Source organism: Agrobacterium sp. SORGH_AS 787 (assembly GCF_030819035.1).
Lineage (GTDB): Bacteria > Pseudomonadota > Alphaproteobacteria > Rhizobiales > Rhizobiaceae > Agrobacterium > Agrobacterium larrymoorei_B.
Genome location: NZ_JAUTBG010000002.1, coordinates 2,616,114 through 2,639,164, shown reverse-complemented (window position 1 = coordinate 2,639,164; position 23,051 = coordinate 2,616,114). Strand labels below are relative to the sequence as shown.

23 protein-coding genes are annotated in these 23,051 nt (G+C 56.7%); 14 read left to right on the top strand and 9 right to left on the bottom strand.

Annotated features, from left to right (window positions below; genetic code table 11):
• Positions 1–114: 114 nt before the first annotated feature.
• Both QE435_RS22015 and rplQ read left to right on the top strand, forming a co-directional pair.
• On the top strand, positions 115–1,125 hold the full coding sequence (locus tag QE435_RS22015; protein ID WP_003495228.1) for a DNA-directed RNA polymerase subunit alpha: 1,011 nt from the start codon (positions 115–117) through the stop codon (positions 1,123–1,125).
• A gap of 117 nt (positions 1,126–1,242) precedes the next feature.
• Positions 1,243–1,668: a 50S ribosomal protein L17 gene (gene rplQ, locus QE435_RS22010; RefSeq protein WP_062427518.1), complete on the top strand. Its 426-nt coding sequence runs from the start codon at positions 1,243–1,245 to the stop codon at positions 1,666–1,668.
• A gap of 473 nt (positions 1,669–2,141) precedes the next feature.
• Here rplQ and QE435_RS22005 read toward each other — a convergent pair whose 3' ends face one another.
• On the bottom strand, positions 2,142–2,519 hold the full coding sequence (locus tag QE435_RS22005; RefSeq protein ID WP_349042662.1) for a hypothetical protein: 378 nt from the start codon (positions 2,517–2,519) through the stop codon (positions 2,142–2,144).
• 188 nt (positions 2,520–2,707) lie between these two features.
• On the bottom strand, positions 2,708–3,565 hold the full coding sequence (locus QE435_RS22000; protein ID WP_349042933.1) for a DUF817 domain-containing protein: 858 nt from the start codon (positions 3,563–3,565) through the stop codon (positions 2,708–2,710).
• Between the two features lie 80 nt (positions 3,566–3,645).
• Here QE435_RS22000 and QE435_RS21995 point away from each other — a divergent pair, with 80 nt between their 5' ends.
• Entirely contained in the window at positions 3,646–4,053 is a 408-nt protein-coding gene (locus QE435_RS21995) for a DUF2809 domain-containing protein (RefSeq protein WP_349042932.1), read from the top strand.
• On the opposite strand, the gene msrQ is transcribed toward QE435_RS21995, so the two are convergent.
• A complete protein-coding gene (gene msrQ, locus QE435_RS21990; RefSeq protein WP_349042661.1) occupies positions 4,028–4,684 on the bottom strand; it encodes a protein-methionine-sulfoxide reductase heme-binding subunit MsrQ in 657 nt (218 codons plus the stop codon). The genes QE435_RS21995 and msrQ overlap by 26 nt on opposite strands.
• Position 4,685: 1 nt before the next feature.
• A complete protein-coding gene (msrP, locus tag QE435_RS21985) occupies positions 4,686–5,627 on the bottom strand; it encodes a protein-methionine-sulfoxide reductase catalytic subunit MsrP (protein ID WP_349042660.1) in 942 nt (313 codons plus the stop codon).
• A gap of 885 nt (positions 5,628–6,512) precedes the next feature.
• Here msrP and QE435_RS21980 point away from each other — a divergent pair.
• From QE435_RS21980 to ilvD, 3 genes are all read left to right on the top strand, one after another.
• Positions 6,513–7,328 carry a helix-turn-helix domain-containing protein gene (locus QE435_RS21980; RefSeq protein WP_349042659.1) on the top strand — a complete coding sequence of 272 codons (816 nt, stop codon included), beginning with the start codon at positions 6,513–6,515 and terminating at the stop codon, positions 7,326–7,328.
• Positions 7,329–7,465: 137 nt separating this feature from the next.
• Entirely contained in the window at positions 7,466–8,182 is a 717-nt protein-coding gene (locus QE435_RS21975) for an N-acyl homoserine lactonase family protein (RefSeq protein ID WP_349042658.1), read from the top strand.
• A gap of 191 nt (positions 8,183–8,373) precedes the next feature.
• On the top strand, positions 8,374–10,209 hold the full coding sequence (ilvD, locus tag QE435_RS21970) for a dihydroxy-acid dehydratase (protein ID WP_306933208.1): 1,836 nt from the start codon (positions 8,374–8,376) through the stop codon (positions 10,207–10,209).
• 133 nt (positions 10,210–10,342) lie between these two features.
• Here the strand turns inward: ilvD and QE435_RS21965 are convergent, their stop codons facing one another.
• Positions 10,343–10,900, bottom strand: a complete 558-nt coding sequence (locus QE435_RS21965; RefSeq protein ID WP_349042657.1) for a GNAT family N-acetyltransferase — start codon at positions 10,898–10,900, stop codon at positions 10,343–10,345.
• Positions 10,901–11,107: 207 nt separating this feature from the next.
• Between QE435_RS21965 and QE435_RS21960 the strand changes: the two genes are divergently transcribed.
• Positions 11,108–11,785: an SDR family oxidoreductase gene (locus QE435_RS21960; protein ID WP_349042656.1), complete on the top strand. Its 678-nt coding sequence runs from the start codon at positions 11,108–11,110 to the stop codon at positions 11,783–11,785.
• Between the two features lie 161 nt (positions 11,786–11,946).
• Complete coding sequence (locus QE435_RS21955; protein WP_349042655.1) at positions 11,947–12,948, top strand: serine hydrolase; 1,002 nt, start codon at positions 11,947–11,949, stop codon at positions 12,946–12,948.
• On the opposite strand, the gene QE435_RS21950 is transcribed toward QE435_RS21955, so the two are convergent.
• Positions 12,945–13,298, bottom strand: coding sequence for a lysozyme inhibitor LprI family protein (locus tag QE435_RS21950; RefSeq protein WP_306934838.1), 354 nt, complete (start codon positions 13,296–13,298; stop codon positions 12,945–12,947). The genes QE435_RS21955 and QE435_RS21950 overlap by 4 nt on opposite strands.
• Before the next feature lie 173 nt (positions 13,299–13,471).
• Between QE435_RS21950 and QE435_RS21945 the strand changes: the two genes are divergently transcribed.
• Complete coding sequence (locus tag QE435_RS21945; RefSeq protein WP_306933201.1) at positions 13,472–14,878, top strand: DegQ family serine endoprotease; 1,407 nt, start codon at positions 13,472–13,474, stop codon at positions 14,876–14,878.
• A complete protein-coding gene (locus tag QE435_RS21940; protein ID WP_349042654.1) occupies positions 14,875–16,191 on the top strand; it encodes a replication-associated recombination protein A in 1,317 nt (438 codons plus the stop codon). Before QE435_RS21945 ends, QE435_RS21940 begins: the two co-directional genes overlap by 4 nt.
• A gap of 63 nt (positions 16,192–16,254) precedes the next feature.
• Here the strand turns inward: QE435_RS21940 and QE435_RS21935 are convergent, their stop codons facing one another.
• Positions 16,255–16,566: a DUF1883 domain-containing protein gene (locus QE435_RS21935; RefSeq protein ID WP_349042653.1), complete on the bottom strand. Its 312-nt coding sequence runs from the start codon at positions 16,564–16,566 to the stop codon at positions 16,255–16,257.
• A gap of 271 nt (positions 16,567–16,837) precedes the next feature.
• Between QE435_RS21935 and QE435_RS21930 the strand changes: the two genes are divergently transcribed.
• From QE435_RS21930 to QE435_RS21915, 4 genes are all read left to right on the top strand, one after another.
• Positions 16,838–18,655, top strand: coding sequence for a methyl-accepting chemotaxis protein (locus QE435_RS21930; protein ID WP_309771193.1), 1,818 nt, complete (start codon positions 16,838–16,840; stop codon positions 18,653–18,655).
• Between the two features lie 234 nt (positions 18,656–18,889).
• Positions 18,890–20,050 (top strand): extensin family protein, encoded by a 1,161-nt coding sequence (locus tag QE435_RS21925; RefSeq protein WP_349042652.1) that lies wholly within the window; start codon positions 18,890–18,892, stop codon positions 20,048–20,050.
• A gap of 390 nt (positions 20,051–20,440) precedes the next feature.
• Positions 20,441–21,379: an ABC transporter ATP-binding protein gene (locus tag QE435_RS21920; RefSeq protein ID WP_309771191.1), complete on the top strand. Its 939-nt coding sequence runs from the start codon at positions 20,441–20,443 to the stop codon at positions 21,377–21,379.
• Positions 21,376–22,137 (top strand): ABC transporter permease, encoded by a 762-nt coding sequence (locus tag QE435_RS21915; RefSeq protein WP_309771190.1) that lies wholly within the window; start codon positions 21,376–21,378, stop codon positions 22,135–22,137. Before QE435_RS21920 ends, QE435_RS21915 begins: the two co-directional genes overlap by 4 nt.
• 6 nt (positions 22,138–22,143) lie before the next feature.
• Here the strand turns inward: QE435_RS21915 and QE435_RS21910 are convergent, their stop codons facing one another.
• Both QE435_RS21910 and QE435_RS21905 read right to left on the bottom strand, forming a co-directional pair.
• Positions 22,144–22,851, bottom strand: a complete 708-nt coding sequence (locus tag QE435_RS21910; protein ID WP_309771189.1) for a TIGR02281 family clan AA aspartic protease — start codon at positions 22,849–22,851, stop codon at positions 22,144–22,146.
• Entirely contained in the window at positions 22,848–23,042 is a 195-nt protein-coding gene (locus QE435_RS21905; protein WP_349042651.1) for a DUF1289 domain-containing protein, read from the bottom strand. The genes QE435_RS21910 and QE435_RS21905 overlap by 4 nt, the downstream gene beginning before the upstream one ends.
• Between the last annotated feature and the right edge of the window lie 9 nt (positions 23,043–23,051).

Sequence of the window (23,051 nt, the reverse complement as noted above, 5' to 3'; positions counted from 1 at the left end):
GGCGTGGCCGGTGTGCTTACGCTTGAAACCCTCCGATGAACCTTGGCGGTTCCTCTCGGTGATCATGCTCGGTCCGCCACGATTGGATGGTGGCGGCGAACGGAAGGTTTAAAGATGATTCAAAAGAATTGGCAGGAACTGATCAAGCCGAACAAGGTCGAGTTCACGTCCTCCAGCCGTACCAAGGCAACGCTTGTTGCTGAGCCGCTGGAGCGTGGTTTCGGTCTGACGCTCGGCAACGCGCTTCGCCGCGTACTCCTGTCGTCTCTGCGTGGCGCTGCTGTAACGGCCGTGCAGATCGACGGCGTTCTGCATGAATTCTCCTCCATCCCCGGCGTTCGGGAAGATGTGACGGATATCGTGCTCAACATCAAGGAAATCGCCATCAAGATGGACGGCGATGACTCCAAGCGCATGGTCGTGCGCAAGCAGGGCCCAGGTGCCGTGACCGCTGGCGATATCCAGACGGTTGGCGACATCGAGATCCTGAACCCAGACCATGTTATCTGCACGCTCGACGATGGCGCTGAAATCCGTATGGAATTCACCGTCAACAACGGCAAGGGCTATGTGCCTGCAGAGCGTAACCGCGCGGAAGATGCCCCGATCGGCCTCATCCCTGTGGACAGCCTTTATTCTCCGGTCAAGAAAGTGTCCTACAAGGTGGAAAACACCCGTGAAGGCCAGGTTCTTGACTATGACAAGCTGATCATGACGATCGAGACCAACGGTTCGGTTTCCGGTGAAGACGCCGTTGCCTTTGCAGCTCGCATTCTTCAGGACCAGCTTGGCGTCTTCGTCAACTTCGACGAGCCGCAGAAGGAAGCAGAAGAAGAATCGGTTACGGAACTGGCGTTCAACCCGGCACTTCTCAAGAAGGTCGACGAGCTCGAGCTGTCTGTTCGTTCGGCAAACTGCCTGAAGAACGACAACATCGTTTACATCGGCGATCTGATCCAGAAGACCGAAGCCGAAATGCTTCGCACGCCGAACTTCGGTCGCAAGTCGCTCAACGAAATCAAGGAAGTTCTCGCTTCCATGGGCCTGCATCTCGGCATGGAAGTGCCTGCATGGCCGCCAGAGAACATCGAAGATCTCGCTAAGCGTTACGAAGACCAGTACTAACAAAGAAAAGGCAGGCCCTCAAAGACTGCCTTTCCCCGTCAAACAGCAGACCAGTCGTCTGCATGTGCCAGGAAACGGCAGGACCGGATAGGGAACCTGCACTAAAGGAGAATAGCAATGCGCCACGGAAATTCAGGCCGCAAGCTCAATAGAACCGCCAGCCACCGCAAGGCAATGTTTGCCAACATGGCTGCTTCGCTCATCACCCATGAGCAGATCGTCACCACTCTGCCGAAGGCGAAGGAAATTCGCCCGATCGTGGAAAAGCTTGTTACGCTCGGCAAGCGCGGCGACCTGCACGCTCGTCGTCAGGCCATCTCGCAGATTAAGGACCAGGACGCCGTCCGTAAGCTCTTCGACGCGATTGCAGCTCGTTACGCAAACCGTAACGGTGGCTACATCCGCATCATGAAGGCCGGCTTCCGCCAGGGCGACAACGCAGCTATGGCTGTTGTTGAATTCGTCGAGCGCGATGTTGACGCCAAGGGCGCAGCCGACAAGGCTCGCGTTGCTGCTGAGACGGCTGCTGCCGAAGCTGCATAAGCTTCGCGCTTAAGCATTTAGACTTGAAGAGCCGGGTGAGCGATCACCCGGCTTTTTTTGTGCTTGTTTCGTCGAGTGCGTAAAGTGGTTCGTCGACGGCGGGCGGCTGCTGGAAGACCGGTTCGAAATGCCGCACAACTCCCAAGTTCGCGCGCTGCGCCTCAAGTCCGCTCGTAGCCGCGAGTATGACAACAACGGGGATTGCCTCCGGCGAAACGGGCTCGTGCAGGCAGACTTTGAGCCGTGGCGGCTTACAGGTCTAAAGGTGTTTTTTCGTTTTCGGGAAAGTGGCTTGCTCAGGCCGGAAGATTACGCGATGTCCGCGGGCATAATGTAACGCCCAGCGCCATCAGTTCTGCTCATCTGCTCACAAGACAATTCAAGCTCGTACCGATGCTACTATCGCTGCGCACCTTCGTTGTGCGGCTATTGCGAGATTCCCCGGCACTCCATCCACGGGATGCTTGATCGGCCTACTGATTGGCTGGAAAACGCGCGTCGCACAGCGTGACGAAGCGCTTCATGGAGTCGGGGTCTTTGGCGAAGATCACGGACATGGTGTCGACGTGCTTCTGCAGGTAAGTAAGTGCTTCCGATTTCGACATCCTGTTCTCTTCAAAGGATGCCTCCGCCATCGCAGCAAGTTTGTTAAACCTGCTCTCATAGTCCTTGGCCTGCGCTCTTGCCTTGGCGGATTTGGGACCGTCGTTCAACGCGTGGGCATTGATGATGAAGGTTGCACCGCACTGGAACATGTAGTCGGTTTCGGATGGGCCAGGTTTAATGGTGGATGCCGCCAGAGCCGGGGACGCGGATAGGCTTGCCAGAAGAATGAACATACCAATACGCAACGCCAGTTCCTTTCAAGAGAGGCAGAACGTTTCGTGGTCATCACGCATATCTTCACGACGTCATGTCGGTGACTGTCATAGGGCAGACGACGGAACAATAAACGTCATCTAGAGATCTGTAAATTGTCGTTTCTCATAGGATTTTTGACAGGAAACCATATCTTTAGGTGCGGGCCAAAGCGGAGTTTCTACTCCGGGATGAAGATTCGATGTTTAATATGTTTCAAATGGCAGACGATGGTGAACGTCATGATAACAAGTAGGGACCATGAACTCCATTTACCGAGGCTGACGGCTGACCATGCGCCGAGCTGGTTGGGGTAGCTCCAGATGGCGAAGAAGGTAGAAATGTTTTCCGCCAGCCAGACGAAGAAGCCGATGAGGATGAAGGAGAGAAGCAGTGGCATCTCTCTATCCTTGTCATAAGGGCGATAGGTGACGCTGGTACGGGCATAGAGGCCTAACGCACAGGCAGCGATATACCAGCGATAATCGCCGATATAGTGATGTGTGAAGAAGTTGGCGTAGATCGCAAGTGCGATCAGCGTCGCCATCCAGTAAGGTGGATGATGGCGAATTCGCAGGTCGAACAGCCGCCATGCTTGAATGATGTAGCTACCGACCGCTGCGTACATGAAGCCTGAGAATAAAGGTACACCGAAGACTTTGCTATATGCGAAGTCCTGGTATGACCATGATTGAATGCTGCCGGATGTCTTGAACAATTCCAGCGCGAAGCCAACAATATGAAAGAGAAAGATCGCCTTCGCCTCATCGAGCGTCTCAAGCTTGCTCCAGATCATGAAGATCTGGATCGTCAATGCGATGACGAGAAGGACATCGTAGCGTGGCACGCCAAATAGCCCTGCACGCGGCACCACAAAGATGGACAGGAAGAACAGCCCGGCAAACAAGCAGGCTCTGGCATTCTTCAGGCCGAAATAGAGAAATTCGATGACGAAGCGCCTTACGCCGCTCAAGCTTCCCCAAGGCCGGGCATCGCAGAGATAATGATCCAGGAATGACAGGCGTGTTGCCGGAAACATTGTATCGGATACCAAAGTGCAAGCTCCTGTTTAACGACTGGGCGACTTGGGTGAGGGAATCGGCGTGAAGCAGAATGATGATGATCGATAGCGGCAAATTTTACGCGTCCCGACTGCTGCTCCTGTCAAGCCTCATCCTCGTCATTCTGGCAGGATTGGCGTTGCGGCGTTACGGATACACGATCGGGTTGCCGTTCATCGTTGTCAAATATGGCGGTTCGGTGTTGTGGGGCGCTATGGTCTATCTTCTGGCGGCGCTGCTCTTTGTGAACCACAGGACGCGGCTTTTCATCATCGCTGTTGCGTGCTGCTTCTCTGTTGCTGTGGAGTTGCTGAGGCTGGTGCATTTCCCGGCGCTGGATGCATTCCGCGACACGGCGACCGGCACCTTGCTGCTGGGTCGCGTGTTTTCGCCATGGAACATCGTTTGTTATTTAGCCGGTGTCGGAATGGCTGCCGCTGTTACGCGGCAGTTCGAGAGGCTGTAGCGGCTTTGCGTGCTCTGCGCCGCGCCATGATTGTTGGCCGGATGAAACGATAGCCAATCAGGAGGATGGTAAGAGTGATATAGAACGCCGGCTCCAGCGTCAGGCTCTTGCGCGCCAGAACGAAATGAAGAAGGGCGACGATGAGCACCGGATAGGCGAGTTTGTGGAGCGTGTTCCAGCGCGAGCCCAGCTTGCGGATGGACCAGCGGTTGGATGTTAGCGCGAGCGGCAGAAGCATCGCCAATCCTGCCATGCCGAACATGATGTAGGGACGCTTGAGAATATCGCCGACGATGGAGCTGAAGATCAGCCCACGGTCGAGCGTGAGGTAAACGGCGAAATGCGCCAGCACATAATAGAAGGCCAGGAGGCCGAGCGCGCGTCGATAGGCAATCAGGTTGATGTTGAAAAGGTCGCGCAATGGTGTCACCAGCAGGCCGAGGCAAAGGAAGCGCAAAGCCCAGATGCCAAGCAGATGCTCGAAATCCTTGACGGGGTTGAAGCCAAGCCCGCCCGTTGCGGCGAGGTAAAAATACCAGAGGCCGGGACAGAGGCCGAGGATGTAGAGTGCCCAGATGGCGGCGGGCTGGTAGCGTTTGGGCAATGAGGGCAGGGGCAGGGCGAATGCCATGTCAATAATTCGCCTTCAAGTCCAGGCCGGTATAGAGGCTCGCAACGTCTTCATAGCCGTTGAACATCAGGGTCGGCCTGTTCTTGACACTGAAGAAGCCGCCTTCGCCTATGCGCTGCTCGGTGGCCTGGCTCCAGCGGGGATGGTCTACGTTGGGATTGACGTTGGAATAGAAGCCATATTCGCGTGCGTTTGAATTTTTCCAGGTGGTTTCGGGCTGCTTTTCCACCAGCGAAATGCGAACGATCGACTTGATGCCCTTGAAGCCGTACTTCCACGGGACCACAAGGCGGATCGGTGCACCGTTCTGGTTTGGCAAGGTCTCGCCATAGAGGCCGACCGCCAGGATGGTCAGTGGATGGCGGGCCTCGTCGAGGCGAAGGCCTTCGACATAGGGCCAGTTGAGTGGCTGGAAAAGCCCGCTCTGTCCCGGCATCTCATCAGGGCGAACAACGGTCTCGAAGGAGACGAATTTTGCACTGCCAAGTGGCTCGACCTTATCCAGCAGAGTTGCCAGCGGGAAGCCGATCCACGGGATCGCCATCGACCAGCCCTCGACACAGCGCATGCGATAAGGGCGTTCTTCGAGATCAAACTTCATCAGCTCTTCAAGTCCGAACTCCTTCGGCTTGCCGACCAGGCCGTCCACCTTCACCGTCCAGGGTGTCGGCTTGAACTTGCCCGCGTTTTCCTTCGGATCGGACTTGCCGACGCCGAATTCGTAGAAGTTGTTGTAGCTGGTGACGGCATCGAGAGGCGTCAGCTGTTCATCCAGCTTGTAGGCCCCGGGCTTCGCCGTCAGCGGCGCTGCGACCGCTTCGCGACCTGTCAACCCAATGGCCGCGAGGCCCGCCGCCGTGCCAAGAAAGTTGCGCCTTGAGAGATAGACGTCACGCGGCGTGATTTCGGTGGAGGCGATACGGGGAGGGCGATAGACGGGCATCAAAATCTCCTGAGAAACAGGTGCCGCACGGGATGTGCAGGATGAGGCAGGTTCGTATGATATGATCCTGATTTACGGCAAACAACAGGCGTCAGTTCATTCAATCGCGCGAAAGTGAAGGAAGGTTTCCAGGCGAATGAAAGAGGATATTTGCCTGGCTGGCTGAGTTACAACCTACCATTCAGATAGGCGGCCTTTGAAGTGCCTCGGTCCGTCCAAGGATAAGAGATATTTCGCCAATTTTTTTTCGTGGACGCAGGACCAACTGAAGTCTGGTATCGTTGTTCTCGCCTTCAAAAAGATCGAAAGCTCTTTGGTCCCGAAAACCGATCGAGTCTCTGCCCGTGTTGAACGAACACGGCAAAGGGCAGCTAACATACAATTTGTGTGCTCCACCATCCTCTGGACGCAAGAGGTCGACGCTTACCGTGATCCCAATGTCCGGCCTCGATATCAGGTCGCATTTTCCTCGGTGTGCGCAAATAGCTTCCCCGATCAAAGGTTCCTTCAACGATTTTAGCAGGAGGGCTGCCTGTACATGTTCAACTTTTTGCTCTGTTGTTTGAGCGCTGCAGGAGAATGACACCAAGAACGCTAACACTATCAATGCGTGATTCCATAATGAGACGTTCAGCGCAATTTTGTGGGAGACTATGGAGGTTCTCATGCGCGTCCTTTCTATGCGTTACGACGTGCAATATCGTTCTGAATGTCACTTCAAGTCTTGAGAAAATCAAGCTGCGCGCCTTACGATATGGTTGCAGATCACGGCACGAAGTCGACATCGAGTAGGACGGTCTCGTTCAGTCTTGGAAACCACCTTGGTCGCGCTTCAGCAGGATGCGCCTACACCGTTCGGCCCAACACGATGTAAAAGGTTTTGCCTTGCTTGAGATCGTTTCTCCTACTGACAGTCTTAAGTCTGTCGTTCATTCCTACTGGTTTATCGAAGATTTAACCGGTCGATATTCTCGCGATCTCATCCGCACAAGTCCGATCCCGCTGGCCGTATTGTCCATCAATATGGGTCGCCCCAATATGCTTGCGGAGGGTGGTACGGTGCCCGATGTGTCGCTGCTTGGGCTTCAGACACAAGCGCGCGCCTGGAAGTCTGTCCCCGGAACGAGATTCGTCATGATGATGCTGACGATCAAAGGCTTTGTTCGCCTGTTTCCGAATATGGGTATCGGCAGCGCGGACAGGCTGCTGGATTTCTCCGATGTGTTCGGTGATCCGTCCGCGCGAGTGCTGAAATCCAGTATTGGTGAAGGTCAGACGTCTCAACAAATTGCATCGGTTCTGGACGGGTGGATTGTCCAGAGAATGAGCAAGGGTTCTTCTTCCTTCGAAAGTCGGCAGCTTGCTGTCGCGTATGATGTGATCCGTGCGGGAGGGCTCGTTGAGGCTGCCGCTCAACATGTGGGTATGGGTTCCCGACAGTTACACCGATTGTTTGTGCGGCATATCGGAGTCGCACCCAAACAGGTCGCGGATATTGAACGGCTTCACCATAGCCTGAGTGAGGTTCAAAGGGGCGGGAAGAGTTCACTCGCGGGGTATAGCGACCAGAGCCACCAGATCAGGCAGTGGCGTCGCCGGCTAAACCTTACCCCTGGGGCCTACGCGGAGACCTCCGGTCAGCAAATGGAGCGCTATTTCGGTCAGGCGCGCAATGTGCCTCCGCTGTCCTACTATCTTTGAATGAGCTGTCCGATTTGTTCAATACGGCCTGACTTCTCTGGAAGAAGGTCATGCTTCATCGAAACAAATCTGCGGACCGATAGGTGAAGGATCATATTCCCCTTCATCTGCAACGGCTTCGCCGAGGAGCGAACATCGTGCGGCTTTTTCTTCTTCATCTTGGTACAATGCAGCCGGTCGATGTCCCGGTCCCAGCCTATCTGATCCAGACTCCTGAGGGTATCGTCATCCTTGTCGATACAGGATGGCCGCGTTCCTTTGTCGACAATCCTCGAAATCCACCCGGTTTGTCGGTTGAGATGTCTCCAGAAGACACGGTTCTGGCTCGTTTGGCACAGATCGGTCTCGCGCTCTCGGATGTGGACTATGTCATTTGTACCCATCTTGATGACGATCATTCGGGTAATCATGATCTTTTCCCGGGTACAGAGTTTATCATCCAGCGCGTTCATTACGATCTCGCCAAAAGTGGGCATGCGCGCTTTTCTGCCAATAGACCGGCCTGGGATCACCCGTCATTGAAGTACAAGCTCGTCGATGGCGATGTCGAGCTTGTTCCGGGCGTCGTGCTGCTGGACACGAGTGGGCATGTGCCAGGGCACCAGTCTGTCCTGGTTCGCCTTCCAACGTTTGGCAATGTCGTGCTTGCAGCCGATGCTGTCATGGCGCAATCGATGTCGGACGCGTCGACCCGTGAGATCTTCGTGACAGATATGGATGATGAATCTGCGATCCGGCGCAGCACCCAGAAAATCGCCAATGTGGCGGCAATGGAAGGAGCGGCGCTTGTTATTTATGGCCACGACTCCGAACAGTGGAAGACGTTGCGACATTCTCCTGATTTTTATGAGTAGCCATTTAAGCATGGCAGAGGCCCAAAGCAGCGCAGCAAAACAGTACCGTACCGAACCGTACTGTTTTGCCGCAAGGTGACAGTGACAGGAGTTTTCGAATGGAGTAGAAGACGCGTCAGATTTAAGCGGGCAGCGCATGCATGCGCCTGGGAGATGAGCCCGCGAGTTTGAGAGAACCGAGGAATAACGAGATGCCTGTCTATCGCTCCAGAACGACAACCCATGGCCGTAACATGGCGGGTGCGCGTGGCCTTTGGCGCGCCACCGGCATGAAGGATGGCGATTTCGGCAAGCCGATCATTGCAGTCGTCAACTCCTTTACCCAGTTCGTGCCTGGTCACGTTCACCTGAAGGATCTCGGCCAACTCGTCGCGCGCGAGATCGAGGCGGCTGGCGGTGTTGCCAAGGAATTCAATACGATCGCGGTGGATGATGGCATCGCCATGGGTCACGATGGCATGCTCTATTCTCTGCCATCGCGCGAGATCATCGCGGACTCGGTCGAGTATATGGTCAATGCGCATTGCGCCGACGCCATGGTCTGCATTTCCAACTGCGACAAGATCACCCCAGGCATGCTGAATGCTGCCATGCGTCTCAACATCCCGGCCGTGTTCGTCTCCGGTGGTCCCATGGAAGCCGGTAAGGCCGTTCTGCACGGTAAGAAAGTCGCGCTCGATCTGGTCGATGCCATGGTCGCGGCCGCCGACGACAAGGTTTCCGATGAAGACGTCAAGGTCATCGAGCGTTCCGCTTGTCCGACCTGCGGTTCCTGCTCGGGCATGTTTACCGCCAACTCGATGAACTGTTTGACCGAGGCGCTCGGCCTATCTTTGCCCGGCAACGGGTCCACGCTCGCAACGCACTCGGATCGCAAGCGCCTCTTCGTTGAAGCGGGTCACCTGATCGTCGATCTGGCACGTCGTTATTATGAGCAGGACGACGAAACCGTTCTGCCGCGCACCATCGCTTCCAAGGCGGCGTTCGAGAACGCCATGTCGCTCGATATCGCCATGGGTGGTTCCACCAACACCGTTCTGCATATTCTGGCGGCGGCCCATGAAGGCGGCGTTGACTTCACCATGGAAGATATCGACCGCCTGTCGCGCAAGGTACCTTGTCTTTCCAAGGTCGCGCCTGCCAAGCAGGACGTGCATATGGAAGACGTGCATCGGGCTGGCGGCATCATGCGTATTCTGGGTGAACTGGATCGCGGCGGTCTCATCAATCGCGATTGCCCCACGGTTCATGAGCCCACGCTCGGCGACGCTATCGACCGTTGGGATATTACCCGTACCAATTCCGAGACCGTACGCGAGTTCTTCAAGGCCGCGCCAGGTGGCGTGCCGACGCAGGTTGCCTTCAGCCAGTCTTCGCGCTGGGACGATCTCGATACCGATAGCGAAAATGGCGTCATCCGCTCAGTCGAAAAGCCTTTCTCCAAGGACGGCGGCCTTGCGGTTCTTTACGGCAACATCGCGTTGGATGGCTGCATCGTGAAGACAGCGGGCGTTGATGAAAGCATCCTCAAGTTCAACGGAACGGCTGTCGTTTACGAGAGCCAGGACGCGGCGGTGAAGGGTATTCTGTCTAACGAGGTTAAGGCTGGAGACGTCGTCGTCATCCGTTACGAAGGCCCGAAGGGCGGCCCGGGCATGCAGGAAATGCTCTATCCGACCAGCTACTTGAAGTCGAAGGGTCTCGGCAAGGCTTGCGCTTTGATCACCGATGGTCGTTTCTCCGGCGGTACGTCCGGCCTCTCCATCGGTCACGCTTCCCCGGAAGCGGCCCAGGGCGGCGCCATCGGTCTCGTGCGTCAGGGCGATCTCATCGAGATCGACATCCCGAACCGCACGATCAACCTCAAGGTTTCGGATGCCGAGTTGGCCGCGCGTCGCGCAGAGCAGGACCAGCTTGGCTGGAAGCCCGCCGAGTTCCGCAAGCGCAACGTCACGACAGCGTTGAAAGCCTATGCTGCTTTTGCATCTAGCGCTGACAAGGGTGCGGTTCGCATTCTGCCGGAGTGATTGTCTTCGGCTTTCTGGATAGTCCGGCTTAAATGGAAAACGCCCTACACGGGCGTTTTTTCTTTTTATCCAATGAATTAGTGGCTCTTGCGACGAGATTGAATCAAGTCACGATCGCCATGCCAGGGCTGGATCAGGGCTGGGACTTTGATCGTCTGCCTTGGTGGGTAGCCCATGCTTTCTCCCATCTCTGCCGGTTAAGCTTGTAGCGGATAAGGGGCACCATTCTGCTACGCTCGCAGCAATAGGCTCTGGTCGCGCCGTTGATTTCAAACCCGAGTTTCTCCAGCAGATGGCGAGATATCCTATTGTCTGCGATCGGATTGGCATGAAGCGTGTCTACCTTCAGGCCCTGAAACGCATGATCAATCACAAGACATGCGGCTTCCGAGGCATAACCCTTGCCCCAGTGACTTCGGGCAAGCCAGTAGCCAAACTCGCCAGCGATGCCGATGAGTCCGATAAGCTGCCCGTTATCGATGGCCCACACCGGGCTCTTCTTTGTTCGGACTCGCAAGATCAGCTCTCTTGCATCGGAGGCCGTAAAAGGCGTTGTGGTTTTGAGAAGGTTGCGAGTTACGAGTGGATCGTTGGTGATCCGTGCGAGACGTGCCGCATCGGCGATTTTCAGCGGTCGCAGCGAGAGGCGTCTCGACGTCAGCACGACAGGATAGGTGGCGACCGTCTTCATGTAGCCCATCATGCGCAAGCCGTGCGTCGATGCAACACTGGTCTCAGCATCGGAACAACCAGCCAATTGCGAACGTTGCCGCATCACATGCTAAAGGCTGGCGCGATCTTTCAGATTCGCTCTTACGCTTTAGTCCTTTGTTTGATCGCATGTCATTCGCGCAAAACCGCTGCAGCTTTGTGCGGACCGTGCTTTAGGGAGAATATCATGAAACGGGCAGTTGTGACCGGCGGCGCGGGCTTGATCGGGACGGGGGTTATCCAAGCTCTGTTGGATGACTGCTGGACCGTTGCGTCCTTCGACATCAAGGAGACGACCACATCGGCGCGCCACATTTTGTGCGACGTGGGCAATGAAACCTCTGTCCTTGCCGCTTTCGACCAGCTTGGTTGGAAAGGGCTTGAATTGCTCGTCAACAATGCCGGTATTGCAAGCCCGGTGACCGGGCCGATCCATGAGGTCTCGCTTGCCGACTGGCGGAAGGTGACCGACAGCCATCTGACGGGAGCCTTCCTGATGACGCGTTCCGCGGTGCCGATGATGAGCGAGGGTGCCAGCATCGTCAACATGGTCTCGACGCGCGCCTTCATGTCTGAGCCGGAGACCGAGGCTTATGCCGCTTCGAAGGGCGGACTTGTCGCTTTCACCCATGCGCTGGCTGTCAGTCTCGGGCCGAAGATCCGCGTAAATGCGATTGCGCCGGGGTGGGTTACGGATGAAACGGATCTCCGGAAGAAGGACAATGCGCAGCATCCGGTAGGCCGCGTCGGCAGGCCGAAGGATATCGCCGACGGAGTGCTCTATCTAGCCAACGCCGGCTTTATGACCGGCCAGGTGCTGGTGTTGGACGGCGGCATGACGCGGAAGATGATCTATGAGGAATAGACCCGGTGTTTCTTGAGAAAATGAATCAAGTCGCTGATATTTTGATTCAGGAAAGCACTGAAACGCATTGTTTCAAGAGTCCTTTTTGCGACCCAAGTTTTGCGAGTCACAAGGTGGTGATGCTGCTTCCTTTGACCGCGGCAGCGCTTACCTAGATAGACATGAAACGTCGCACAGCACTCGCTCTCTTTGCCTCCCTCCCTTTTGCCACAGCGGTTCGCGCGCAATCTTCAGGCGCGGCCGCCAAATTCGATCCCATTCTAGAAGGGGCGCGTTCTCTCCAGACGCTGAAGGCGGTGATCGTCAGCGTCGATGGCGAGGAGGTTGCCTCACGCGCCTATAATGGTTCGTCGCTGAATGGATCGACCAATATCAAGTCGGCCTCCAAGTCGATCGTTTCTGCCCTCGTCGGCATGGCGATCGATCGCAAGATTCTGGAGAGTGCTGATCAGCCAATCGCGTCGGTGCTCAGAGCCGACTTCCCGGCGAGTCCCGATCCGCGGTTGGAGCGCGTCACGATTGGCAATCTGCTGTCGATGCAGTCAGGTCTTGCGCGCATGTCGGGCCCGAATTACGGGCGTTGGGTCGCGAGCCGCAACTGGGTCCGCTCTGCGCTTGGTTCGGGCTTCGATGGCGAGCCGGGCGGTGGGATGCTCTATTCGACTGCATCGACACATCTTCTTTCGGCCATCCTGACGAAGGCCTCCGGCCGCTCGACGCTGGCGCTGGCGCGCGACTGGTTCAAGCCGCTCGACGGTTTTGCGATTGGAAGCTGGGAGCGCGATCCGCAGGGAATCTATCTCGGCGGAAACCAGATGGCGATGACGGCGCGTTCGCTGTTGGCGTTTGGAGAATTATACCGGCGCGGTGGCGTTACCGCAGATGGCGAGCGCATCCTCTCTCAGTCATGGATAGACCAATCCTGGACGCAGCGAACGAACTCCGTCTTCAATGGGGACGGTTATGGCTATTGCTGGTTCATTAAGGAGATGGCGGGCGAGAAAGTCTTTTACGCCTGGGGCTATGGCGGCCAGATGCTGTACATCGTGCCGTCAAAGAAACTGTCGGTGGTTATGACATCCCGAGAGGATGCACCATCAGCGCGCACAGGTTATCGGGATGCTTTGCATGGTTTGATGACGGACATCATCGCGGCGAGTTAAAGCGGGCGGTTGATGCTCTGGAATGCTTCACCCAGCTTGACCATGCGCTCGTCATAGGCCTTGGTCAGGCAGGCGACGTCCGCTTCACAGCTCTGGCGGTGCTTCAACCATTCGGCCTGTTCGGTTTTGAGCGTATCGCGTGCGCCCATGGCCATGAGTTGCGTGAGGATGTCGAAAGTTGTCGCCATTTTTACATCCTGATCATTCAGGGCGCGGTTCTCGCAGATGGTCTTTTCATCTGCCGCGAGATCGGTCTTGGAGCAATCGAAGCTCGCAGCGCCGACGGGGGATCCATGCGAGTAGGAAGCGCAAACAATAAACAGGGCCAGGGCATGTTTTCGAAACTGCATTTTTCTGTCTCGTCTTTTATTAAATCTTGGCGGTTCAATTCTCAGACCTCGAAACCAGTTCCAAAGAAAGTAAAGTGCTTTGCGCGTGAAGCGGTGCGCCATGATATTGCCGCCCTTTGATTTATAGGCTGAGACGCTATAACTGCATCCTATTGATGAAGATGAGGAATCACATGCAGCGCGTGTTGAAATTCATGGCCAACGGCTTTCTGGCGGCGTTGCTTCTCGCGCCTTTGGGCGCACAGGCGCAGGACGCCAAGGCGGTGCCGGCCAGCCGGACGGAAATGCAACTGTCATTCGCCCCCTTGGTCAAGCGCACCTCCGGTGCCGTGGTGAATGTTTATGCTGAGCGCATCGTCCAGCGCCGCGCCTCGCCCTTTGCAGGCGATCCCTTTTTCGAGCAGTTCTTTGGCCAGCAGCTGCCGAACCGCACGGAGAAGCAGTCTTCGCTCGGCTCCGGCGTCATCGTTTCGGCAAGTGGTCTGGTGGTGACCAACAATCACGTCATCGAAGGTGCCGACGATATAAAGGTGGCGCTCGCCGATGGTCGCGAGTTCTCTTCCAAGGTTTTGTTGAAGGATGACCGTGTCGATCTTGCGGTGTTGAAGATCGATGCCAAGGAACAGTTCCCCGTGCTGCCGCTCGGCAATTCGGATGCGACGGAAGTCGGCGATCTGGTGCTCGCCATCGGCAATCCCTTCGGTGTCGGTCAGACCGTCACGAGCGGTATCGTTTCTGCCTTGGCGCGCAATCAGGTGACACAGGGTGATTTCGGCTTCTTCATCCAGACGGACGCCTCGATCAACCCCGGCAACTCCGGTGGTGCGCTGATGAATATGAACGGCGAGCTGATCGGCATCAATACGGCGATCTTCTCGCGCGGCGGTGGCTCGAACGGGATCGGCTTTGCCATCCCTGCGAACCTGGTCAAGGTCTTCCTGGCTGCGGCTGAGAAGGGCGATAAGAGCTTCCAGCGTCCCTATGTTGGCGCAACATTCGATCCTGTCACCTCTGAAGTCGCGGAAGCGCTTGGGTTGAAGCGTGCTCGTGGCGCACTCGTCGTCAGCGTTGTAAAAGGTGGCCCTGCGGAGAAAGCCGGCATCGAGCCTGGCCAGGTGGTCACTGCGGTGAACGGCATCGAGGTGGAGCATCCGGATGCGCTGGGTTATCGCCTGACGACGGCAGGTATCGGCAAATCCGCCAAGATCGCGCTGATCGACAAGGGTAAGGAAAAAACCGTCACTATCGCATTGGATACCGCGCCTGAAACCGCACCGCGTGACGAGCGACTGCTGGAGGGCCGCAATCCTTTTGCCGGGGCCACGGTTGCCAATCTTTCGCCCAAGCTCGCCGATGAACTGCGTATGGTCGGAACACCCTCCGGTGTCGTGATCGTCGATGTGGCTCGCGGTTCGCCCGCTTCGCGCGTTGGCTTCCAGCCGAAGGATATCATCGTCTCGTTGAACGGTGCCGATATTACCTCAAGCGCGCAGATGCAGGAAGCGTTGCATGACGATCCGGGCTTCTGGCGTCTGGAAATCATTCGCGATGGTCAGCGCCTGCGGCAGTTCCTGCGATGAGTGGAGACCTCTTCGCACCTCAGATTCCAGCGGAGGTCGCCAACCGGCGGCCTCTGGCAGACAGGCTGCGTCCGACGACAATCGCCCAGGTCACAGGCCAGCCGCATCTGACGGGCGAAGAGGGCGTATTGCGCCGCATGATCGAGAGCGGTTCGCTTGGCTCGATGATTTTCTGGGGACCGCCCGGCACCGGCAAGACGACGGTTGCTCGGCTGCTCTCAGGGGAGGCCGGTCTGGCCTTCGAGCAGATTTCCGCAATTTTCTCCGGGGTGGCCGACCTGAAAAAGGTCTTCGAAGCTGCGCGCACACGGCGGATGAACGGACGGCAAACGCTGCTCTTCGTCGACGAAATCCATCGCTTCAACCGGGCTCAACAGGACAGTTTCCTACCGGTGATGGAAGATGGAACCATCATTCTGGTAGGCGCGACGACGGAGAACCCGTCCTTTGAACTGAATGCAGCTTTGCTGTCTCGCGCCCGTGTTCTGACCTTCAAGCCGCATGACGAAGAGAGTCTGCTGGAACTTCTGAAGCGCGCCGAGGAGGCGGAAGCCAAGCCGCTACCGCTCGATGAGGACGCGCGGCTCGCCCTCCTGCGGATGGCGGATGGTGACGGTCGCGCCGTTCTGACGCTTGCTGAAGAAGTCTGGCGTGCTGCGCGCGAAGGCGAGGTGTTCGATACCGAAGGGCTGACCCGCATCGTCCAGCGCCGTGCTCCGGTCTATGACAAGAGCCAGGACGGCCATTACAATCTGATCTCGGCGCTGCATAAGTCGGTGCGTGGCTCCGATCCTGATGCGGCACTCTATTATCTAGCGCGGATGCTCGATGCCGGTGAAGATCCGCTTTATCTCGGCAGGCGTCTCGTGCGCATGGCAGTTGAGGATATTGGGCTTGCCGACCCGCAGGCGCTGGTTATCTGCAATGCGGCGAAAGATGCCTATGATTATCTCGGCTCACCCGAAGGCGAACTGGCGCTAGCGCAGGCCTGCGTCTATCTGGCGACGGCACCCAAATCCAACGCGGTCTACACGGCCTACAAGAGCGCGATGCGGGCGGCCAAGGAGAACGGCTCGCTCCTGCCACCCAAGCATATTCTCAATGCGCCGACCAAACTGATGAAGGGCGAGGGTTATGGCGATGGCTATCGCTATGATCACGACGAGCCGGATGCCTTCTCAGGCCAGGATTACTTTCCCGAAAAGATGGGGCGCACCACCTTCTACGATCCGCCCGACCGGGGTTTCGAGCGCGACATTCGAAAGCGCCTGGATTGGTGGTCGAAGCTGAGACGGGAACGCAACCCTCGCTGAAGCGCCAGACAAGCTTTCGGACCGGCTGTCTGCGCTTCGCTTCTGGATTTTGCTGAGGGTTGATCAGGCGCTCTTGCGCTGGGCGGGGGCTGGATTTGCCGGCAGCAACTTCACAGACGACCCCGCCAAGCCATTGTGGCCTTCAGCATCGACAATGACATGCCAATTTCCTGACTCCGGAATTGCCATACGCACCGGTGACTTGCGTGCAACGCCGCCGACATATTTGAAATCCAAGAGTTCTGTGAATCTTTGAAAATTCCCTGCCGTCATCAGTCGAACATTTGCGACCGCGTTCAGAGATACTTCAATAATCGTACCTGAGCGAATCTCCTTGAGATCGTAATGGGTGTAGCGGAAATTTGGCTTGGGCATATCGATCTCGTGATTTTATTCTGCGCAAAGATCATGATTTCGATTTATTAATTCGCGATTACTCGATGCGTTTTGTATCTGAAAATTTTTACTGCAAAACATGACAATCTAACATCGCTACTTAAATATCATCTCATTGCGCTGTTGTTTCTAGTGCATTTTCTGAGTGATTACCTCCAAAATTGCAGTTACGCCTGCCGTCGCGTGCAATTTATAGTTTTTCAATTTTTAAATATCACAATAAATGATCACAATCAGGGGGAGTTTACATATGAAACATCTAACCACTTCCGCGAGGCTTTATGCGCTCGTCGCCTTGTTTCTGGGGATACTGACTGCCGCTCTGACATCAAGTCTCTTCGGTGGTTATGACGGGATGGAGCGTGAGCGGAAGGCTGGGCTGGAAGCGCTAACACATTCTGCCGTGGGCATTCTAGACCAATATTACCGCCTGGAGCAGAGCGGGACGCTGACCCGCGAGGCCGCCCAGCAACAGGCGAAAGCTTCTCTTGCCGCCATGCGTTACGACAATGGCAATGGCTACTTCTGGATCAATGACATGGGTCCGAAAATGGTTATGCACCCGGTCAAGCCGGAGTTGAACGGTGCCGATTTGACGAACAACAAGGACCCGAACGGCAAGTTCCTCTTTGTCGAGTTCGTGAATACCGTGAAGGCGAGCGGGAAGGGCTTTGTCGATTATCAATGGCCGAAGCCCGGCGCGCCCGATCCTGTGGGCAAATTCTCTTATGTCGAAGGTTTCGCGCCCTGGGGTTGGATTGTCGGCACGGGCGTTTATGTTGATGATCTGAACGCCATGTTCTGGCGCGAGGCAACACTCTATCTCGGCATCTGTCTGATCAGCGCTCTCGTTGTTTTGGGAGTCGCTACGGCTGTGGTGCGCAGTGTTACAGGTCCTATAGGCCGGTTGAAGACGAGTATGTCCCATATTGCGGACGGAAATGCCGAGGCGGAGGTGCCGTTTGTCGAGCGTCGCAACGAGATCGGCGCCATGGCCAAGACGCTGCTTGTTCTTCGTAACTCCGTGAATGAGCGCAGCCAGTTGCAGCGCCGTGAAGCCGAGCAGCAGCGAACGCTCGAAAACACCCGTCGTGAAAGCGAGGATGTGCTTCGCTCTGCCTCCGAGCGTCAGGCGCATGCTATAGCCTCTCTGGGCCATGCCATGGAAAATCTCGCGCGCGGCGATCTCACCGTTCAAGTGGGGCAGGTGGGCGCGGAATATGACAAGCTGCGCGCCGACTTCAACAGCGCCGTCGGCGCCCTTCGGGACGTGATAGCCACGATCTCGCGTAGCAGCGATGTGGTCAATGCCAGCGCCTCCGATATCAGCGAGGCGACGGGTAATCTTTCCCGCCGTACCGAACAGCAGGCAGCGGCGCTGGAAGAGACCGCAGCCGCGCTCGATGAGATTACGGCGACGGTTCGCACTGCCTCGGAGCGCGCAAACGAGGCGCGGCAGATGGTGACGGAGACGAAGCAAAGTGCAGGTCGCTCGGGCGATATCGTCCGCAACGCCGTGGAGGCCATGAACCGGATCGAGGAGTCGTCGCGCAAGATCGGTCAGATCATCGTCGTTATCGATGAGATTGCTTTCCAGACCAACCTGCTCGCCTTGAACGCGGGTGTGGAAGCCGCGCGCGCGGGCGAGGCGGGTCGCGGCTTTGCAGTCGTGGCGCAGGAGGTTCGCGAACTCGCACAGCGCTCTGCCAATGCTGCAAAGGAAATCAAGACGCTGATCAACAGCTCGGCGGAACAGGTCACTGGGGGTGTAACGCTCGTTCGGTCTACCGGCGAGGCGCTGGAGGAGATCGTGGCGCTGGTCAATCGGGTCGATGGTCACGTGAACTCGATTGCCACGGCTGCGCGCGAGCAGGCGACGGGGTTGCAGGAGATCAACACCTCCGTCAACCACATGGACCAGATGACGCAGCAGAATGCTGCAATGGTGGAAGAAACCACAGCCGCGAGCGAAACGCTTGCAGATGAGAGCCGCAAGCTTCATTCGCTCCTGGCGCGGTTTCAGCTTGGAAGTTTTTCTGCTGGAGGCTCCATGTCGCGGGCAGCCTGAGTTTCGCTTTCACACCGATAAGGGGCGTCGCTTGCGGCGCCCTTTTTTCGTTCTCTCCAACGGGACGAAAGCTCCGACGTTTTGGGCAGCTGCAAGGACGCTGTCTCATTTCAGGTCATACAAGCCTTTGCCGGTCACTTTCTTTGCTTTAGCAAAAAGGGTTCGTTTACCAGATTTCTTTAGAATTTGGCCTGATCGCCGCGTGTCGCGGTCGCTGAAGGTACAGGTTCTAGTATGGCGTATGTTTCCCTTCCGCGTCGTCTTGCGACGTTGATGACAATGTCGGCGGTGATCGTATCGTGCTCAGCGGAGGGGCTCGTGCCCCCCGCTGACGTCGATGGCGCAACACGGGTCAGCTCCATTCGCTCCTCCAGCCGGCAGAATTACAGCGCGCCGCCTGCACCCGTCAGCCAGAATGCACCCTTCAACGACTATTCGCAGCCAATGCCCGAGGCGCAGGCCTCACGGGATCCGCTGCTGAACTCTGGAGGCCAGGGCTACTCGACGCTTGATGCGCAGGCGAGCCGCCTTGCGCCCGTTCAGCCGCAGTCAACCCACGTGCCGTCACAGATGGCCGAGGGTGAGCAGGGCGTGAATATGGACGCTGGACTTGGTGTCGCGCCGGGGCGTAGCCTTGCCGAAGAGGAGGATATGCAAGTTTCCACTCCCGACAGCGCCGCCTATCCGCAGCAACGGGCGCCGCGTCAGCTGGCCAACCAGTCCCGCCTCATTCCGCCGCCATCCGCTGGTCAAAGGCAGGCTCCTCCCGTCGAAGAGGCCGCAATGCTGATGCCGGACAATCCGGCGCAGGAGCGCCGTATGTCACAACCACCCGGCATGATGCCGCCTTCTGAAGTGGCCTGCCGCACCGAGCTTCGCAGACTGGGTGTCGCCTTCCGCGATGTGGCGCGCATTGCCGATGGTCCGACATGCGGTATCGATTACCCGATCGAGCTCAGCGGTCTCGATAGCGGTGTTGCGATCCGCCCGGCGGTGAAGCTCAATTGCCAGGTGACGCTCGCCTTTGCCAAATGGGTCAAGTTCGAGCTCGTACCGTCGTCTCGCTTCCGTTATTTCTCCGGCGTTGGCCGCATCACGCCGATGGGTGGCTACTCCTGCCGCAAGATGAATTCCAGGGCGAGCAACCCCTGGTCTGAGCATGCCCGTGGCAATGCCATCGACATTGGAACGATTACCTTGAAGAACGGTAAGGAAATCGACGTTCGCACAAAGAGCTTCTTTGCATTTCGTGAGAAAGGGCTGCTGAAGGCAGTGCGCTCGGACAGCTGCAAATATTTCTCCACCGTACTCGGACCGGGTAGCGACCCCAACCACTGGAACCATTTTCACTTCGATCTGCGCACGCGCAAGTCCGGTTATCGCCACTGCGATTGACGGGAGTTGCTCTCCCGACTAGCCGCCGTAACCACCGTGTCCCTACAAAAAAACAGGGCAGAGTGCGGGGGTAGCCTCTGCCCAAAATAATACTTTTCAGTATGACTGCCATATGTCGCAAAATGTCGATCGGTGCTGAAAACCGGGCGGGCGTATTGTGGTGACTACAACAACGCGCCATGGCCATGGTTACGACATGAGCATCACAACTTCATGACACAGACGACAAGAGATGCAGCTGATGACGTCTACGGAACTGCAACAGGGGATCTTGTTTTCGCTTTCACGAACCGATTTTTTGTTCTGACGCATTTCCGGACACAAAACGGAGAACACTTTTCCTCGAAATGCTTTATATGAGCAGTTCAAGATCGTGCCGAAAGTTCATTCATGACGCCCTCCCGTAAACCTATCGTTTCCATCCGCAATTTGACGAAATCCTACGCCAACGGCTTTCAAGCTCTGAAAGGTGTTACGCTCGACATCTACGAGGGCGAGATCCTCGCGCTTCTGGGGCCAAACGGTGCTGGCAAGACCACGCTGATTTCGATCATATGCGGCCTCGTCAACCCGGGAGAGGGCAGTGTGCTTGTCGGCGGCAGTGATGTCGTCAAGGATTTTCGCAAGACACGCGCCTTGATCGGGCTCGTGCCGCAGGAGCTGACGACCGACCAGTTCGAGACGGTGTGGAACACGGTCTCGTTTTCCCGCGGATTGCATGGTTATCGAAAAGATCCGCAGCTCATCGAACGCGTTTTGAAATCCCTGTCCCTCTGGAACAAGAAGGATAACATGCTGCGCGAGCTCTCCGGCGGCATGAAGCGGCGCGTGCTGATTGCCAAGGCGCTGGCGCATGAGCCGAAGGTTCTATTTCTCGACGAGCCGACGGCTGGCGTCGACGTGGCGCTTCGGCGTGACATGTGGAAAGTGGTGGAAGAGCTTAGAGCGGCTGGCGTGACCATCATTCTGACGACCCACTATATCGAGGAAGCAGAGGAAATCGCCGATCGTGTTGGGGTGATCAATGGCGGCGAACTCCTGTTGGTCGAAGAGAAGACAGCGCTGATGCGCAAGCTCGGGCGCAAGCAGCTTTCGTTGGAACTGACGACGCCGGTCAGCACGCTGCCGGACAGCCTGTCGCCCTTCCGTCTGCAACTTTCGGAAGACGGAACCTGCCTGACCTATGAGTATGACGGCAATGGCGAACAGGGGCGCATCGCAGAGCTCCTCTCGGCACTTGGCGAGCAGGGCATTCATTTCAAGGATATTTCGACGCGGCAAAGCTCGCTCGAGGATATTTTCGTTGCATTGGTGGGAGGACAAAAATGAATTTCGAAGCCATCAAGTCCATCTACCTGTTCGAAATGGCGCGCACGCGTCGTACGCTTTTGCAAAGCGTGATTTCGCCGGTTATCTCGACATCGCTCTACTTTATCGTTTTCGGCACCGCGATCGGCTCGCGCATCCAAGAGGTCGAGGGCGTTTCCTACGGCGCTTTCATTACGCCGGGCCTCATCATGTTGACGCTGTTGACGCAGTGCGTCAGCAACGGCTCCTTCGGCATTTATTTCCCGAAATTCACCGGCACCGTCTATGAAATTCTCTCAGCACCGATCTCGATGACGGAGATATTGGCAGGCTATGTCGGGGCTGCGGCGACTAAGGGTCTGATGATCGGTACGATCATCCTGATTACGGCGTCTTTCTTCGTCGATATCTCGATTGCCCATCCCTTCATGATGGTGCTGTTCTTCGTGCTGACGGCAGTCAGTTTCAGCCTGTTCGGTTTCATCATCGGCATGTGGGCGTCGAATTTCGAGCAGCTCAACCTCATTCCGATGCTGGTCGTTCCGCCCTTGACCTTTCTTGGTGGCAGCTTCTATTCGATCAACATGCTGCCGCCCTTCTGGCAGACGGTTAGCCACTTCAACCCTGTGCTCTATCTGATCAGCGGTTTCCGCTGGAGCTTCTACGAGATCGCCGACGTCAATCCACTGATCAGCATCGTCATGATCGCGGGGTTCCTCGCTGTGTGCCTTGCGGTGATCAGCTGGATGTTCAAGACGGGTTACAAGCTTCGTAACTGACCGGTCTTATCGATCTCGGAGCGTCAGCTGGTCTGTCTGCATTTGCAGCGATCCAAGCGTCGAGAGGAAGGTCATGCCAAGCAGGCTTTGATCCAGTTGACCCTTCTGCGCGACGAGGGCAGGGATGTTGCGCCGAACAATTGGACCGACCGCGATCTCCGATAGATTAACGGGGGCTGCCGATGTCCGTCCATTGGCGGTCATCACCGAGACGGTGTAGTTCAGGTTGTCCGGGTTGATGCCGATTGCCTCGGCATCGGCATTGGAGAGGACGACGGAGCTTGCGCCGGTATCGACAAGCATATGGACAGAAACGCCGTTGATCGTGGCATCGGCCTCGAAATGACCGCCCATGGATTTGCTGAGGATGACTTCCTGAACACCATCGGACGTGGTCGTTACCACGGCGCGACCGGGAATGAGGCCTGCCAGCAGCCGATCACCGAACCGCTGCAGGTCTGCCCGGTAAAGATAGCCAGCGGCAAGCCCTAGGATGATGACAAGCCAGATGGCCAGTTGCCGCAGGACCGTCGGCAGGTTGCCGCGACTGCCTGCCAGAATGCCCGCCGATAGAAGGACAGCAATCGGCATCAGATAGAGCGCGCTGGCGAAGCGATCATTGTCGATGCCGAACGTGTGTCCGCTGCTGTTGTTGATGAGAAGAAGTGCCAGGCCGATGCCGAGGATGAGAAGAACCAGAGTCAGCCTGTTCATGCGCGTGCGCTCTCCATTCCTGTCACCATTGCCGTCTTGCGTCTGGGCAGTTCACCCATGATCCTGTGCCTTTCGGCGGCCGTAAAGCCGCTCCAGCCGGTGATTTCAGCGATTGTCCGGTAGCAACCGGTGCAAAGACCTTCCGGATTGAGTTGGCAGACCTGAATGCAAGGTGTTTCCATCGTCTTCATATCTGTTCT